10 protein-coding genes and 1 CRISPR repeat array are annotated in these 16,775 nt (G+C 67.3%); of the genes, 5 read left to right on the top strand and 5 right to left on the bottom strand.

The features are described 5' to 3' along the window. Positions 1-69 precede the first annotated feature (69 nt). The 3 genes from C7456_RS11040 to putA form a co-directional block, all read right to left on the bottom strand. On the bottom strand, positions 70-2,181 hold the full coding sequence (locus tag C7456_RS11040; RefSeq protein ID WP_109723803.1) for a TonB-dependent siderophore receptor: 2,112 nt from the start codon (positions 2,179-2,181) through the stop codon (positions 70-72). 209 nt (positions 2,182-2,390) lie between these two features. Then, entirely contained in the window at positions 2,391-3,437 is a 1,047-nt protein-coding gene (locus C7456_RS11035; protein ID WP_109723802.1) for an AraC family transcriptional regulator, read from the bottom strand. 361 nt (positions 3,438-3,798) lie between these two features. After that, positions 3,799-6,954 (bottom strand): bifunctional proline dehydrogenase/L-glutamate gamma-semialdehyde dehydrogenase PutA, encoded by a 3,156-nt coding sequence (putA, locus tag C7456_RS11030; protein WP_109723801.1) that lies wholly within the window; start codon positions 6,952-6,954, stop codon positions 3,799-3,801. Positions 6,955-7,168: 214 nt separating this feature from the next. Between putA and C7456_RS11025 the strand changes: the two genes are divergently transcribed. The 5 genes from C7456_RS11025 to C7456_RS11010 all read left to right on the top strand — a co-directional run bounded on the left by C7456_RS11025 (position 7,169) and on the right by C7456_RS11010 (position 11,459). Further along, positions 7,169-7,654, top strand: coding sequence for a DUF2244 domain-containing protein (locus tag C7456_RS11025; RefSeq protein WP_245889840.1), 486 nt, complete (start codon positions 7,169-7,171; stop codon positions 7,652-7,654). Between the two features lie 20 nt (positions 7,655-7,674). Beyond that, positions 7,675-8,598: a cytochrome c oxidase subunit II gene (gene coxB / locus C7456_RS11020; RefSeq protein ID WP_109723800.1), complete on the top strand. Its 924-nt coding sequence runs from the start codon at positions 7,675-7,677 to the stop codon at positions 8,596-8,598. A 56-nt stretch (positions 8,599-8,654) separates the two neighbouring features. Then, positions 8,655-10,271: a cytochrome c oxidase subunit I gene (gene ctaD / locus C7456_RS11015; RefSeq protein WP_109723799.1), complete on the top strand. Its 1,617-nt coding sequence runs from the start codon at positions 8,655-8,657 to the stop codon at positions 10,269-10,271. Between the two features lie 55 nt (positions 10,272-10,326). Continuing rightward, complete coding sequence (locus tag C7456_RS17650) at positions 10,327-10,461, top strand: hypothetical protein (RefSeq protein WP_281268518.1); 135 nt, start codon at positions 10,327-10,329, stop codon at positions 10,459-10,461. Positions 10,462-10,571: 110 nt separating this feature from the next. Continuing rightward, positions 10,572-11,459, top strand: a complete 888-nt coding sequence (locus C7456_RS11010) for a cytochrome c oxidase subunit 3 (protein ID WP_109723798.1) — start codon at positions 10,572-10,574, stop codon at positions 11,457-11,459. A 135-nt stretch (positions 11,460-11,594) separates the two neighbouring features. Then, positions 11,595-14,465: a CRISPR direct-repeat array (repeat unit 36 nt; unit sequence GCTTCAATGAGGCCGGAGCGAATCGCTCCGGATCAC). Between the two features lie 228 nt (positions 14,466-14,693). On the opposite strand, the gene cas2 is transcribed toward C7456_RS11010, so the two are convergent. Both cas2 and cas4g/cas1g read right to left on the bottom strand, forming a co-directional pair. Continuing rightward, a complete protein-coding gene (cas2, locus tag C7456_RS11005) occupies positions 14,694-14,984 on the bottom strand; it encodes a CRISPR-associated endonuclease Cas2 (RefSeq protein WP_109723797.1) in 291 nt (96 codons plus the stop codon). A gap of 23 nt (positions 14,985-15,007) precedes the next feature. Further along, a complete protein-coding gene (gene cas4g/cas1g / locus C7456_RS11000) occupies positions 15,008-16,729 on the bottom strand; it encodes a CRISPR-associated endonuclease Cas4g/Cas1g (protein WP_109723796.1) in 1,722 nt (573 codons plus the stop codon). Positions 16,730-16,775: the final 46 nt, after the last annotated feature.

Genomic DNA, 16,775 nt, shown 5'->3' with positions numbered 1-16,775 from the left:
GCCTGCCGGCGGCGCGCCGTGAGGCGGGATGCCCCGGACCGGTGGATCGGTCCGGGGCGCGGCGGCCGCTCACCAGCGGTAGCGCGCCGACACGGTGATCTCGCGCGGGTAGCCGTAGTAGCACCACATGGCGCTGTTGCAGGCGGTGACGTATGCGCGGTCGAACAGGTTGGCGGCGGTGACCTGGAAGCGCCAGCGATCCACGTCGTAGTGCGCGTTGGCGTCGTAGAGCACGTAGCCGCCGGTGCGGAACTGGTTGTTCGCGTCGCCGTAGTGCGGGCCGACGTAGCGCACGCCGCCGCCGAAGCCGAGGCCGGCCGGCGCGCCTTCGTGCACGGCGTAGTCGGCCGACAGCGAGGCCTGCCGCCGGGGCACCAGCGCCACCTGCTTGCCCAGCGTGGCGTCGTTGGCGCGGGTGACCTTGGCGTCGGTGTAGGCGTAGGCCGCGGTCACGTCGAGGTGGTCGGTCACCGCGACGTCCGCCTCCAGCTCGGCGCCGCGCGTGCGCGTCTGGCCCTGCTGCAGCGAGAAGAAGATGTGGTCGGGATCGACCGTCAGCGCGTTCTTCTGGGTGAGCCGGTACACCGCCGCCGTGATCAGCGAGCGCCCGCCGGGCGTCTGGTACTTCACGCCCGCCTCGTACTGGTCGCCGGTGATCGGCTTGTAGGCGCGGCCGTCGAAGGTCTGGCCCACCGTGGTCTTGAACGAGTGCGAGTAGGCGAGGTACGGCACCAGGCCGAGGTCGGTGGCGTAGTTGACGCCCAGGCGGCCGGAGAAGGCGTTGTCGTCCTGCTTGCGGCGCGTGCCGGCGATCAGGTCCTTCACGTCGTTGCTGACCCAGTCCTGGCGGCCGCTGGCGACGATGCCCCACTTGCCGAGGATGACCTGGTCCTGCACGTAGGCGCCCAGCTGTTCGAGCAGGCTGTTGGTGTGGAAGGTGTACGGCGCCGGCGGGATCGGCGCGCCGTACACCGGGTCGAAGATGTCGATCGGCGCGGCCGCGCCGAAGCCCGACTTGTAGTCGTTGCGGCTGTGCAGGTAGTCCACGCCCACCAGCACGTCGTGCCGCAGGCTGCCCTGGTCGAGCCTGGCCTCGACCTGGTTGTCCACGGCGAACACGTTCGCGTGGTCCACCAGCGGGTAGTTGTAGCGGTTGAGCGTGCGCAGGTCGTCCTGCAGGCCGAGGCTGCCGATCGAGCGGTGGTCCACCTTGGCGTTCTGCAGGCGCAGGTCCTGGCGGAACGACCACACGTCGTCGAAGCGGTGGGTGAAGGCGTAGCCGATCGACTCGTCGGTCTTGTGGTAGTAGTCGTAGCCCGGCTCGCCCGGGTTCACGTCGCGCGGGATGCGGCCGTTGGGGTTGGGATACAGCGTGCCCTGCGCGGGCAGGAAGCCGCCCACGCCGTCGGACAGCGTGCGCTGGTAGCGCGGCAGCAGGGTGAACGAGGTGTCCTCGTCCGGCTGCCAGGTCAGGCTGGGCGCGAGGTAGTAGCGGTCGTCCTGCGAGTGCCTGATGTTGGAATCGCCCTGGCGCGCCAGCGCCACCACGCGCCACAGCCAGTGGCCGGCGTCGTCGAGCTGGCCGCCGGTGTCGCCGGCCAGCTGCTTCTGGTCGAAGCTGCCCACCGTGGCCACGACCTCGTGCGGCGCCTCCAGGCTGGGGCGCTTGCTGGTCATCCCGATCATGCCGCCGGGCGGCAGCTGGCCGTACATCGCCGAGGATGGCCCCTTGTTCACCTCCACGCGCTCCAGGCCGTAGGGCTCGATGCGCGAGTCGGCGGTCCAGTCGCCGTTGGGCAGCGCCAGGCCGTCGAGGAACTTGGCCGGGTCGTAGCCGCGGACCAGGATCCAGTCGCTGCGCGGATCGGCGCCGTAGCTGCCGCCCACCGCGCCGGCCAGGTAGCGCACCGCCTCGTCCAGGCCCTGCACGCCGTGCAGCTGCATGCGGTCGGGCGTGACCGTGCTGACCGACTGCGGGATCTCCACCGCCGGCGTTTCCGTCTTGGTGGTCGAGTAGACGACGTTCACCGCTTCGAGCGTGGCACCGTGCGGGTCGTCCTGGCGCGCGCCGGCCCTGGGCGGCGCGGTGCCGGCGTCGGTCTGGCCGGCGGCGTGGGCGGTGCCGGCGAGGGCGAGCGTGAGCGCCGCCAGGAGGGCGCTGCGGGGAAGGCGGGTGGACATGGGGTAACTGGGTCCCTGCGGAAATGGATGCCCCTGCTGGCCAGGCGCGGCCACGGGCGAGCGACAAGATAATAATGATTCTTATTTTTAACTCAAGTGCCGTGCCGGCCGGTGGGGGGCTTCCACGCGCGGCGGTTCGCCGCAGGGCGCGGCGCCGGCCTGCCGCCGCGCGGCGGCCGCCGGTGCGGCGGGTACGGGGGGAGGAAGGATCAGGCCGCGTGGCGGCGGGCGCTGCGCGGGGGCATCCCGGTCCAGCGCTTGAAGGCGCGGCGGAACTCGCGCGGATCGCTGAAGCCGATCTCGCGGCCGATCTCGGCCACGCTGAGCGTGCCGTCGTGCAGCAGCTGCAGCGCGCGCTCGGCGCGCACGCGGTCGTGGATCTCGCGGAAGATGCGCCCGCTCTCGGCCAGCCGCCGGCGCAGCGAGCGTTCGCTCAGGTTGAGCGTGCGCGCCACGTCGCCGATCGTCGGCGGCTGGCGCAGGCGGCTGCGCAGCAGGCGCTCCACCGCCGCCACGATCTCCTGGCTGGCGCCGTCGCGGCTGTTCTGCTGCTTGCACAGCGCCAGCGCCTGGCGCGCGGTGAGCGGGTTGTAGCCGGGCAGCTCGCGCGCCAGCCAGGCCGCGTCCACCCGCACGCGGTTGCAGGCGGCGCCGAAGCGCGGCTCGCAGCCGAACACCTCGCGGTAGGCCGCCGCGTGGGCGGGCGCGGGATAGCTCAGCTCGACGCCGCCGGGCCGGAAGGCCGGGCCGAGCAGCTGGCGCGCGATCGCCAGCGAGCTGGCGAACAGCTCCTCGCACAGGAACGGCAGCAGCTCCGGGTCGCTGAAGCGCGGCCAGGCCACCAGCGCCACCTCGTGCTCGTCCAGCGCCTCGAAGCCGACCTCGAGCAGCGCGCCGCAGACCTTGTGGTGCTCGATGCCCACGCGCATCGCCTCGCCGAAGGTGCGCGAGGTCATCATCGCCAGGCCGAGCAGGCCGAAGCTGCCCAGCGTCTCGTTGCGGCCCACCACCAGGCCGATGTCGCCCGCGCCGAAGCTGCGCAGCGCGCGGCGGATCACCGTGCTGGCCTGGCGGTAGGACACGCGCAGCGAGGGGTCGCTGAGCTGGCCGCGCTGCAGTCCCAGCCCGGCGAACCAGCCCTCGCAGGGCACGCCGCGCGCCGTCGCCAGCTCGGTCAGGTAGACCAGCACGTTCGGCGGGATCTCCGCCGCGGTGTAGCGCGGGTCGCGGGAGGCGGACGGGACGGTGCGGAGCATGGCGAGGGCGATGGCGGCGGCGGTCGCGGCCGGCGGATGCCGGCTGCCCGCTTTTTTAGCACGCGCGCCCCGGCGCCGTTTGCGCGGCGCACAACCTGCCGTGGCATCCGCGGGCCTGTGGGAGCGGCCTCCGGCCGCGAAAAACACGCCGGCCGTGTCGCTGGGGGCGGACGTAGCGGGCCCGGCGCTGGCCGCCGGTGCCATGCGGGCGGCGATGCTTCCGGGCGGTTTCGGCGGCGGACCATCGCGGCCGGAGGCCGCTCCCACCCAGGCTGCCGCGAGCCCGTGGGAGCGGCCTGCGGCCGCGAAAAAACACCTCGGGGATTCGCCGGCTGCGCGAACCGTGCCGGCGCGCCGCCCCTCACTCGCCGATGGTCAGCAGCGAGGCGTTGCCGCCGGCGGCGGTGGTGTTGATGGTGAGCGTGCGCTCGCCGGCGAAGCGCAGCAGGTAGTGCGGGCCGCCCGCCTTCGGGCCGGTGCCGGACAGGCCCTCGCCGCCGAACGGCTGCACGCCGACCACCGCGCCGATCTGGTTGCGGTTGACGTAGCAGTTGCCCACGCGCGCGTGGCTGCGGATGTATTCCACGGTGTCGTCGATGCGGCTGTGCACGCCCAGCGTCAGGCCGTAGCCGGTGGCGTTGATCTGCTCGATCACCTTGGGCAGGTCCTCGCCCTTCCAGCGGATCACGTGCAGCACCGGGCCGAACACCTCGCGGGTCAGCGTGGCGAGCGAGGGAATCTCGTAGGCGCGCGGGGCGAAGAAGGTGCCGTGCGCGGTGGCCGCGGGGTCGAGCGGCACCTCGGCGATCCTCTTCGCCTCCTTGTCCATGCGCGCGGCGTGCTCGGCGAGGATCTTGCGCGCGTCCTCGTCGATCACCGGGCCGACGTCGGTGGACAGCTGGCCGGGGTCGCCCACCTTCAGCTCGGCCATCGCGCCGGCCAGCATGCCGACCACCTTGTCGGCGATGTCCTCCTGCACGAACAGCACGCGCGCGGCCGAGCAGCGCTGGCCGGCGGACTGGAAGGCGGAGGCGATCACGTCCTTGACGACCTGCTCGGGCAGCGCGGAGGAGTCGGCGATCATCGCGTTCTGGCCGCCGGTCTCGGCGATCAGCGCGGCGATCGGCGCGTTGCGCGCGGCCAGCGCGCGGTTGATCGCCCAGGCGGTCTCGGTGGAGCCGGTGAAGGCCACGCCGGCCACGCGCGGGTCGCGGGTCAGCGCCGCGCCGACCACCGCGCCGTCGCCCGGCAGGTATTGCAGCACCGCGGCCGGCACGCCGGCCTCGTGCAGCAGCTTCACCGCGGCGTGGCCGATCAGGCTGGTCTGCTCGGCCGGCTTGGCGATCACGCCGTTGCCGGCGGCCAGCGCCGCCGAGACCTGGCCCAGGAAGATCGCCAGCGGGAAGTTCCACGGGCTGATGCAGACGAACACGCCGCGGCCGTTCAAGTAGAGCTGGTTGCTCTCGCCGGTGGGGCCGGGCAGCTGCTCCGGATGGCCGAACAGGCGACGCGCCATCGTCGCGTAGTAGCGCAGGAAGTCGGCGGCCTCGCGGATCTCGGCGATGGCGTCGGGCAGGGTCTTGCCGGCCTCGCGCACGCACAGCGCGATGAACTCGCCGCGGCGCGCCTCCAGCTGCTCGGCGGCGTGCTCCAGGATGGCGGCGCGGCTGGCGGCGGGCAGGCGGTCCCAGTCCGGCTGCGCGGCGACCGCGTTGGCCAGCGCCCGGTCCACCAGCGCGGCGTCGGCGCTGACGTAGCTGCCGACGACCTGGCGGCGGTCGGCCGGGTTGGTCACCTGCACGGCCGGGCCGTTGCCCTGGCCGCCGGGCACCAGCGGCCCGGCGGTCCACGGGCCGGCCTGCGCGTTGACGGCCTCGGCGAGGACCTTCAGTTCGTTGTCGTTGGAGAAGTTCACGCCCATGGAGTTCTTCCGAAGTTCACCATAGAGATTCACCGGCAGCGGGATGCGCGGGTGCGGGATCGAGGCGAAGCCGCGCACCGTCTCGCACGGGTCGGCCACCAGCTCGCGCACCGGCAGCGACTCGTCCACCACGCGGTTGACGAAGCTGGTGTTGGCGCCGTTCTCCAGCAGGCGGCGCACCAGGTAGGGCAGCAGGTCCTCGTGCGTGCCCACCGGCGCGTAGACGCGGCAGGGCACGTTCAACTTGTCCGGGCCGATCACCTCGGCGTACAGGTCGGTGCCCATGCCGTGCAGGCGCTGGAACTCGAACGGCCGGCCGCGCGCGATGTGGTGCACGGCGGCGATGGTGTGCGCGTTGTGGGTGGCGAACTGCGGGTAGATCAGCTCGCTGCCGGCGTCGAACAGCTTGTGCGCGCAGGCCAGGTACGACACGTCGGTGTTGGGCTTGCGCGTGTACAGCGGGTAGCCGGCCAGGCCCTGCTCCTGCGCGCGCTTGATCTCGGCGTCCCAGTAGGCGCCCTTGACCAGGCGCACGTACCAGCGGCGGCCGCTGGCGCGCGCGGTCTCGATCAGCCAGTCGATCACGAACGGGGTGCGCTTGGAGTAGGCCTGCACCACGATGCCGAGGCCGTTCCAGCCCTCCAGCGAGGGATGCGCGAACACCTCGCCGATGATGTCCAGCGAGAGCTCCAGGCGGTCGGCCTCCTCGGCGTCCACGGAGAGCGCGATGCCCTGCTTCATCGCCAGCTGCGACAGCTCCAGCAGCTTCTCGGTGAGCTGGCGGCGCGCCTGCCCGCGCCTGGCCACCTCGTAGCGCGGGTGCAGCGCGGAGAGCTTCACCGAGATCGACGGCGCGTCGGTGTGGTTGGCGAACGGCCCGCGCGCGCCGATGCGGGCGATCGCGCGGCGGTAGTCCTCCTGGTAGCGCTCGGCCGTCTCGGCGGTGAGCGCGGACTCGCCGAGCATGTCGTAGGAATAGCGGTACATCGCGTATTCCTTCTTCGCGCAGCGGTCCAGCGCCTCGTCGATGGTCTGCCCCATCACGAACTGGTGGCCCATGATGCGCATGGCCTGGCGCACCGCCAGGCGGATCGCCGGCTCGCCGGCGCGGCCGACCAGGCGGCGCAGCGCGCCGGTGAAGTCGCGGCGGGTCTCCTCGGCCAGGTTGACCAGCTTGCCGGTGAGCATCAGGCCCCAGGTGCTGGCGTTGACGAACAGCGACTCGCTTTGACCCAAGTGTTTCTTCCAGTCGGCGTCGCCCAGCTTGTCGCGGATCAGCTTGTCCGCGGTGGCCTTGTCGGGGATGCGCAGCAGCGCCTCGGCCACGCACATCAGCAGCACGCCTTCCTCGCTGGAGAGGTCGTACTGGCGCATGAAGGACTCGACCGCGCTCTGGTCCTTGGCGCGGGCGCGCACGCGCGTGACCAGGCCGGCGGCGACGTCGATCACCTGCTCGCGCTCGGCCGGCGGCAGCGTGGCCTGGGCGAGCAGGTCGTTGACCGCCTCGGTCTCGTCGCGCAGCCACGCGGCGGTGATGCGCGCGCGCGCGGGCGACGCGCCGGCGGGAAGTTCGGGGCTGAGGATGGGTTGGCTCACGGGGAAAACCGGCGGGATCGCGGGATGGGGAAAGCGCGCGATTGTACGCTCCGGCGTCGCCCGCACGCATCCGTACGCGCCGCCGCAGGCGTCCCGCGCGGGGCCGCGCGGGGCGCCGCGCAAGCCCTGATCCAGGTCAAGCGGGTGCGACATTCTTGCCGGCCGGGGTCGGTGGGGCCTATCATTCCGCCGTTCCAGGCACGCCGGATCTTCCATGATCGTGCTTCGACCTGCCGACGGCGGCCTGCCGTGCGTGACGCTGTGGCTCAAGCCCAACCGCGCACTCAGCCGACGCGGCCTGCGTCGCTTGATCGTGGTGCTGGCGGTGTTGGCGCTGACAACGGCCGGACTGGGGGCGTGGCAGGGCAACGTGTTCGCCCCGCTGTTCGCCCTGGTGGAATCCTTCGCGGTGGCCTTCGCCCTCGGGCGGGCCTGGCGCGCGGGGGACCGCAGCGAGCGCATCACCCTCGACTCGTCGTCGCTGGAGGTGCAATCCCTGCCCGGGCGGCGGCGCGTGCGTTTCCAGTCCTACTGGGTGCGCGTGCGGCTGGCGCCGGGGCATGGACACAACCGGCTCCTGCTGCGTTCGCACGGGCGCGAGCTGGAGATCGGCAGCTTCCTCGCCGAGGAGGAGCGCGCCGAGCTGTCGGGGAAACTCAAGGTGCTGCTGGCCGGGATGCAGGGCCAGCCGCGCAGGTAGGTTCAACAAAGGTGCAAGACATGACTTCTGGCGGCATCAGGATCAAGGCATGGGCGGCGGCGGTCTGTGCGCTGTTCGCCGGCGCGGCGTGGGCCAACCCCCGGCCGGGGCAGCTGAACATGACGCGCGGCGTGACCGAGTGGTCGTACCGGCCCTACCTGCTCAACAACGTCGCCCTCGGCGTGTGCGTGGCGATCGGCATCCTGGTGTTCGGCGCGATGTTCATCGCCATGTTCCGCTTCCGCAAGTCGCGCGGCGCGGTGGCCGAGAAGTGGACCCACAACACGATGCTCGAGATCGTGTGGACCACCGTCCCGGTGCTGATCCTGATCGTGCTGGCCTACATGGCCACCGGCGGCCTGACCACCTTCGCCGACACCACCGGCGCGCAGATGACCGTGAAGGTCACCGGCTACCAGTGGAAGTGGCGCTACGACTACGTCGACTACCAGGGCAAGCCGGTCGAGCACGTCGGCTTCATGTCCCGGCTCGACGCGCTGAGCGACGAGACCCGCGAGCTGCGCTCCGGCCTGGACCCGAAGGCGGTGCAGGAGAACGGCGAGAACACCTACCTGCTCAACGTGGACCACCCGCTGGTGGTGCCGGTGGGCGTGAAGATCCGCTTCGTGATCACTGCCGGCGACGTGATCCACTCCTGGTGGGTGCCGCAGCTCGGCTGGAAGATGGACGCCATCCCCGGCATCGTCAACGCCGCCTGGACCAACATCAAGGAGCCGGGCGTGTACCGCGGCCAGTGCGCCGAGCTGTGCGGCCAGGACCACGGCTTCATGCCGATCGTGGTGAAGGCGGTGCCGAAGGCCGAGTTCGAGCAGTGGCTGGCGGCGCAGCAGAAGCCCGCCGCCGCGCCGGCCCCGGCCGCCGCCGGCAGCGCCGCTGCGCCGGCCACCGCGCAGGTGCCAGCCGCCCCGGCGCATCAGGGCTGACCGCGCTCCGCGGTCCGCCATTCCAGAGCATTCGCATTAGGTAGAGGTGCAAGGCCATGGCCCACGCAGCCACCCACGACCACCACGACGGGCACCACGGCGCGCCGTCCAACTTCTTCGTCCGCTGGTGCATGTCCACCAACCACAAGGACATCGGCACGCTGTACCTGGTCTTCTCGCTGCTGATGTTCTTCATCGGCGGCAGCTTCGCCATGGTGATCCGCGCCGAGCTGTTCAAGCCCGGCATGCAGCTGGTGCAGCCGTACTTCTTCAACGAGATGACCACGCTGCACGCGCTGGTGATGATCTTCGGCGCGGTGATGCCGGCCTTCGTGGGCCTGGGCAACTGGATGATCCCGCTGATGATCGGCGCGCCCGACATGGCGCTGCCGCGCATGAACAACCTCTCGTTCTGGATCCTGCCGTTCGCCTTCGCGCTGATGCTGTCCACGCTGTTCCTGCCCGGCGGCGGCCCGGCCGGCGGCTGGACGATGTACCCGCCGCTGGCGCTGCAGACCGACTCGCTGGCCTACGTGGTGTTCGCCGTGCACCTGATGGGCATCAGCTCGATCATGGGCGCGATCAACATCATCGCCACCATCCTCAACATGCGCGCGCCGGGCATGGACCTCCTGAAGATGCCGGTGTTCGTGTGGAGCTGGCTGATCACCGCGTTCCTGCTGATCGCGGTGATGCCGGTGCTGGCCGGCGCGGTGACCATGCTGCTCACCGACAAGTACTTCGGCACCAGCTTCTTCAACGCGGCCGGCGGCGGCGACCCGGTGCTGTACCAGCACATCTTCTGGTTCTTCGGGCACCCCGAGGTCTACATCATGATCCTGCCGGCCTTCGGCCTGGTCTCGGAGATCATCCCGACCTTCGCGCGCAAGCCGATCTTCGGCTACAAGGCGATGGTGTTCGCGATCGCCTCGATCGCCTTCCTGTCGTTCATCGTGTGGGCGCACCACATGTTCGCGGTGGGCCTGCCGCTGGGCGCCGAGATCTTCTTCATGTACGCCACCATGCTGATCGCGGTGCCGACCGGCGTGAAGGTGTTCAACTGGGTGTCCACCATGTGGGGCGGCTCGATGACCTTCGAGACGCCGATGCTGTTCGCCATCGCCTTCGTGATCCTGTTCACCATCGGCGGCTTCTCCGGCCTGATGCTGGCGCTGGTGCCGGCCGACTTCCAGTACCACGACTCCTACTTCGTGGTGGCGCACTTCCACTACGTGCTGGTGACCGGCGCGGTGTTCGCCATCATCGCCGCCACCTACTACTGGCTGCCGAAGTGGACCGGCCACATGTACTCGGAGTTCTGGGGCAAGGTGCACTTCTGGAACAGCGTGATCTGGGTGAACGTGCTGTTCTTCCCGCAGCACTTCCTGGGCCTGGCCGGCATGCCGCGCCGCATCCCGGACTACAACGTCGCGTTCGCCAACTTCAACATGATCAGCTCGATCGGCGGCTTCCTGTTCGGCGCCTCGCAGCTGATCTTCCTGGGCGTGGTGATCCACTGCGTGTTCTTCTCCAAGAAGAAGGCCGCCGACCGCGTGTGGGAAGGCGCCAAGGGCCTGGAGTGGACCGTGCCGTCGCCGGCGCCGTTCCACACCTTCGAGGTGCCGCCGGTGATCCACGACGAGGAACTGGCGCACGGGCACGTCGAGGATTGACGCGACCGGCCGGGCGCGCCGCCCCGCGGCGGCCGCGCCCGGCGGAACCGGACCGATGACGAGCCCGCAAACGATGGACCAGCAGCAGGAGGCACGCCGGCGCGGCGTGCGCCGCACCCTCTGGGTGACCGGCACGATCGCGGTGGCGATCTTCCTGCTGTCGATCCTGAGCATGCTGCGGATCTCGTAGCGGTCCGGAGCGGCGCGCCGCGGCCCCGGCCGGCGGCGCATCGCATGCAGTACCCGCGCGGTAGGGCGGGGTGGTAAGCCAAATCAAGAGAATTCCACGGGGATCTCACCATGGGTCAGCAGCAAGGCGCTTATTTCGTTCCGTCCAAGAGCCAATGGCCGATCGTCGCCGCGGTGGTCATGTTCGTCACCGTGTATGGCGCCGCACACTGGCTCAACGCCGAACCGGGCGAGTCGGGCTTCGGCAAGACGGTGCTCCTGATCGGCGCGCTGGGCATCCTGGCGATGTTCTTCGGCTGGTTCCGCTCGGTGATCAAGGAATCGCTGGCCGGCAACTACAACGACCAGGTGGACCGCTCGTTCCGCATGGGCATGATGTGGTTCATCTTCTCCGAGGTGATGTTCTTCGGCGCGTTCTTCGGCGCGCTGTGGTACGCGCGCAGCTACTCGGTGCCGTGGCTGGGCGGCGAGGGCCACGGCGTGCTCACCCACCAGTTCCTGTGGAGCCAGTACAGCGCGGCCTGGGGCGCCACCGGCGGCAACGGCCCCGAGCACGTCGGCGGCGACTTCCAGACCATCGCGCCGTGGGGCCTGCCGCTGCTCAACACGCTGATCCTGCTTTCCTCCAGCGTCACCATCACCATCGCGCACCACGCGCTGAAGGCCGGCCACCGCGGCAAGGTGCTGCTGTTCCTGGGCCTGACCGTGCTGCTGGGCGCCACCTTCCTGTGGTTCCAGGCGCACGAGTACATCGAGGCCTACAAGGAGCTCAACCTCACCCTGCAGAGCGGCGTGTACGGCTCCACCTTCTTCATGCTCACCGGGTTCCACGGCATGCACGTGACGCTGGGCACGATCATGCTGGCGGTGATCTGGCTGCGCGTGCTGAAGGGCCACTTCAACAAGGACCACCACTTCGGCTTCGAGGCGGTGGCCTGGTACTGGCACTTCGTGGACGTGGTTTGGTTGGGGCTGTTCATGTTCGTTTACATCCTCTGACGCCTGCTGAAACGATATTGATTTCGGTCATAGATGGCAGGGTTGTGAGCTGAGTCTTCTGTATGCTTCGATGAGGCTGGAGTGAAAGTGCTCCGGATCACGGCGCACGATCGCGACCTCAATGACAAAATCGTAGCTTCAATGGTGCCGGAGCGAAGCGCTCCGGATCATGCTGCACATCGAGCAGTCGCCACTGTCGCGTGCGATCCTTCAATGATGCCGGAGCGGAGCGCTCCGGATCACCAATCACGATATCCGCTTCGACCGCCTGCTGGCCACGCTTCAATGAGGCCGGAGCGAATCGCTCCGGATCACTTCCTGAAGTACGTCGAGGGCGTCCTGGACCATTTCCCGCTTCAATGAGGCCGGAGCGAATCGCTCCGGATCACCGACAAGGTGCAGGCGACGGCGAAGCAGAGCACCGGGCTTCAATGAGGCCGGAGCGAATCGCTCCGGATCACGGGCTGATTGGTAGGGGCAAGGGCATCTCTGGAGCCAGCTTCAATGAGGCCGGAGCGAATCGCTCCGGATCACAGAGATCGTTGACGAATACGAGCTGACTGGCAAGGCGCTTCAATGAGGCCGGAGCGAATCGCTCCGGATCACCCGTCGATACCAACGACAACGGCACCGGCGAGCTTCAGCTTCAATGAGGCCGGAGCGAATCGCTCCGGATCACCGGCCTGATTGCCCACGGCCACGGACGGCCACCAACCAGCTTCAATGAGGCCGGAGCGAATCGCTCCGGATCACCTGCGCGCACGACTGAAGCGACAGTCAGCGGCTGGCTGCTTCAATGAGGCCGGAGCGAATCGCTCCGGATCACACGTTCGCCAATTGAAATATGCTCGGCAAGAATGGGATGCTTCAATGAGGCCGGAGCGAATCGCTCCGGATCACCGGCGATCCGGAGCCGGGTGTGAGCGGCAACGCGAGGCTTCAATGAGGCCGGAGCGAATCGCTCCGGATCACCCACGGCATCGAGCCGATCTTTTCCTGACCACCTCTGCTTCAATGAGGCCGGAGCGAATCGCTCCGGATCACTCCCTTGCGCGTCGCATCGTGCGGGCGGCAAACGACGCTTCAATGAGGCCGGAGCGAATCGCTCCGGATCACCGCCTTCCAGCGGTGGGGCGACGACGAGAATATCGGGCTTCAATGAGGCCGGAGCGAATCGCTCCGGATCACGGCCGAATCGCTCATGGCTACCGTGGCCTCGACACTCGCTTCAATGAGGCCGGAGCGAATCGCTCCGGATCACATCCGGCGGTGCTCGACTACGAGCACCAGACCCTCCAGCTTCAATGAGGCCGGAGCGAATCGCTCCGGATCACTGCCGCCCTCAAGGGCGTGCAGCACGCGCACGTCGCCGCTTCAATGAGGCCGGAGCGAATCGCTCCGGATCACGATTCGGAGGGGGAACTCCCCCGCAGGGGGATGAGCGCTTCAATGAGGCCGGAGCGAATCGCTCCGGATCACCGACCGCCGATCCTGTGCGCGTCGCCGACATCAGGATGCTTCAATGAGGCCGGAGCGAATCGCTCCGGATCACCGCCGCCTGTTCTCGCCCCTCGACGACATCTACAACCGCTTCAATGAGGCCGGAGCGAATCGCTCCGGATCACGCGTGCTTCAGGATCAGCAGAACGCCGAGAACCAGTGGCTTCAATGAGGCCGGAGCGAATCGCTCCGGATCACGCGAGCGTAGGCAAATAGGAAAAGCCGCTATCTTTAGCTTCAATGAGGCCGGAGCGAATCGCTCCGGATCACCGCCGTGACCCAAAAATGGAGATTTCTCCGGCGCTCAGCTTCAATGAGGCCGGAGCGAATCGCTCCGGATCACCCCGGTGCGCGTAGTATCCATGACTTGACGGATACTGGCTTCAATGAGGCCGGAGCGAATCGCTCCGGATCACTTTCCGCGGCCGCGGTATCCGTCTGCATCAGCTTATGCTTCAATGAGGCCGGAGCGAATCGCTCCGGATCACACCCGACACCGATTGGAGTACTGACCATGAGCAATATGCTTCAATGAGGCCGGAGCGAATCGCTCCGGATCACTGCTGGGCCACCTCGAAGATGTACGGGGCGCCCACCTCGCTTCAATGAGGCCGGAGCGAATCGCTCCGGATCACCGAAACTAGCGCGCCCATGGGGCGCGCCATACGTGGCTTCAATGAGGCCGGAGCGAATCGCTCCGGATCACCTTCAAGTCGGCGAGGAAAAGGAGCCGCTGGCCGTCGCTTCAATGAGGCCGGAGCGAATCGCTCCGGATCACCGACGAATACGCCGACGCCGAGACGGATCAGGTCGGTGCTTCAATGAGGCCGGAGCGAATCGCTCCGGATCACCGCGGGCGATCTCAGCGACCTTTGCCCAGGTCTCGCGCTTCAATGAGGCCGGAGCGAATCGCTCCGGATCACTGCGGCGGATGGGATTCAGCGGTACGGGGGCGTTGTAGCTTCAATGAGGCCGGAGCGAATCGCTCCGGATCACCCCAGCAGTGGAAGAGCAAGACCGGCCGGGTCTGGGGGCTTCAATGAGGCCGGAGCGAATCGCTCCGGATCACCGTAGCGGTCGTTCTCGTTCGAGCCGGCGGAGGGGTAGCTTCAATGAGGCCGGAGCGAATCGCTCCGGATCACTCTCTGTGGTATCAGGATTAAGTCCCCTGTTCTCACAGCTTCAATGAGGCCGGAGCGAATCGCTCCGGATCACTGTGCCCCCGGTATCCATTTTTTCATCACCCGCGCCGCTTCAATGAGGCCGGAGCGAATCGCTCCGGATCACATGCAAATCGCGTCCAGCATTGCCCCCGTTTCCTCAGGCTTCAATGAGGCCGGAGCGAATCGCTCCGGATCACGGCGTAGGCGGCATTCGCCGGCGCAACGACCAGTCCGGCTTCAATGAGGCCGGAGCGAATCGCTCCGGATCACAGCTGGAGCCGAGCGCATTGATTGAGACCTCGCCTGGGCTTCAATGAGGCCGGAGCGAATCGCTCCGGATCACAGCCCTCTCGCAAGTCACTGTTTCAAGAACGCTGTCGTTCCGACAGCTCGAGCGCTGTGTTGCAACGGCATCAGTGTACACAACAAAGATTGACATCATGATACACCAAGTTCGGGTAGTATACTGATTATCAAAGATAATATTCCTGCGAGCGGTAGGAGCGTTTCGCGCCATCACCGAAGCGCTCGCAGAAGTGAGGCGAAGCAGCGATTGCCCGCAAATCTGTGCTCAGACGATGATTGGCTCACGTTCGATGGGTACGAATTTGTCTCCGAGGCTCACCACGCGGGGCTTGACTTTGTCGGCAGGTCCCAGGTCGATGACCAACAGGGCATCGACGCGCCGGTTGATGATACCGTCCAGTAGTTGCAGCATTTCGGCATGACGACGGCGGCTCAGGCGGCATTGGAAGACGGAAAGCTGTAGCCACTCGCCAAATCCTTTCATGAGCTTGAATACGCGGCGCCAACGTTTGTCGTCGCGGATGTCGTAGGTCACCAAGTACAGATGCTCGTCCATGGTCGTCTCACGGCGTGCGAAAGCTAGCGAGTGGTGAAGTTCGGATAGTCGTCCAACTCGCCGAGCAGGAAACGACCAAGCAACCGCGCTTGCAATTCCAGCAACCGGCGATAGCTGAGTCGATAGCCGAACAACGGGTGCGTGATCTCCTGGCTGAGCCGCCGTTCGAAGGCGGCAATGAAGCGCTTGCGCCCAGAGGCATCAAGGTTGACGCTGCCTGCAGCGCTGACGAAGTCGCTGGGATGTATTTCGCCGTTATTGATGACCTGCATGACCACCGAATCAGCCAACAGTGGTCGGAATGGCTCCATCATGTCCAGCGCCAGGGCAGGACGGCCATAGCGCGGCTGGTGATAGAAGCCGCGGAATGCGTCGAATCCCACGGCACTCAACGTGGTCGTCCAAGTTCTGGCCAGCATGGTATAAGCAAACGACAACATGGCATTGACCGGATCGGAGGGCGGGCGTCGATTGCGCTGGGTGAAGTCGAAGGCCAGCAGCGATTCGTCCTCGATCGCGACCGGTTTGAGGGTCTTTTGGAAGTGGCCGAAGTACAGCGCAGCGGCGTGGCCTTCGATGCCGAGCAACATTTCCAGGTTCTCGGCGCGTTCGGCCTGCTGGCGGATGCGCTTCAGGTCGGTCAGCAGGCGCTCGGGTTTTTCATCTGGCTTCCAGTTGCGCCGGATCTGCGTGCGGCTGTTGGCGATCTTGGCGGCGACAAGTCCGCGTGCGATTCGCAGACAGGTACTTTCGTTGAAGCTGGCACGGTACTGCGCAGTGCGCAATTCGACGTTCTTGTGGCCGTTGCCCTGAGTATGTCCGAAGAAGAAACCGCTGTAGCTATGCCAGCTCACGGGGATATCACGCTGCATCAGTTCCTGCAGGCATGGTGTGGTGACGTAGACGTTGCCCTGGATTACCACCTGCGAAACTTCGCCAAGCCGAGCAGTGGCTAGTATGCGGCCTTCCTTGTCGGTCACCTCCAGCGTTTCCCCTTTCTTGGAAAGCTTGGCGCTGTAATGCTGGATGTACAGCGGCAGGGCCTCGTGATGTGGCACGGCCAGCGGCCGCGGCGACAGTTCGGCGCGCCGCAGGAACTGCACCTCGTCCGGCAGGCAGATGGTCACCAACGAACAGCGTGGGCATTTCGGGCTGTCCATCAGTGGCTCGGGGATGCGTCCGCCGGCGGCCATCGCGCGCAACTCGGCAATGGCGTTGCGGGTAAGGGCGAGCAGATCCTCGTCGAAGGCGACGCTCACCCGTTCCTTGCTGGCGACGTAGTAGATGGCGCCTTCTTCACAAATGTAGCCATGCTCCCTGAGCAGCAGTCCCTGCGCGCAAAGCTGCACGCGCTCAGGATCATAGATACCACGCGCGGTATGCGGGCGCTTGCCGCGCTTGTAGTCCACCGGTATGACAACATTGCCTTCGCCTTCGATCAGGTCGAGCTTGGCGATCAATCCAAGCGTGTTGGACGACAATGTGACAGAGCGGGCATGAATCTCGGCCTGTCCCTCTGCGGCAATGTCAGCGTCGGGAAGGTCGCCGGAAGGTTTGTCTACGCGCTGGTGCTTGTGACGGCCGTCCACGGTGTCGACCGAATCGGCCCACTCGCCCTGCACCCATTCGAGATAGGCAAGTCGTGGGCAGTACACATGCTCGTTGAGCATGCGCACCGGGATCAGCGGCTGGTCGCCGCCCAGTTCAGGGAATGGCAGTTCCAGTTCCGCTTGCTTGGGCTCCATCTGCGCCTCTCCGTAAGTAGCCGGACCGTCATCGTCCTGATGCCTT

Source organism: Fulvimonas soli, from assembly GCF_003148905.1.
GTDB lineage: Bacteria > Pseudomonadota > Gammaproteobacteria > Xanthomonadales > Rhodanobacteraceae > Fulvimonas > Fulvimonas soli.
This window is presented reverse-complemented; position numbering and strand designations above follow the sequence as displayed.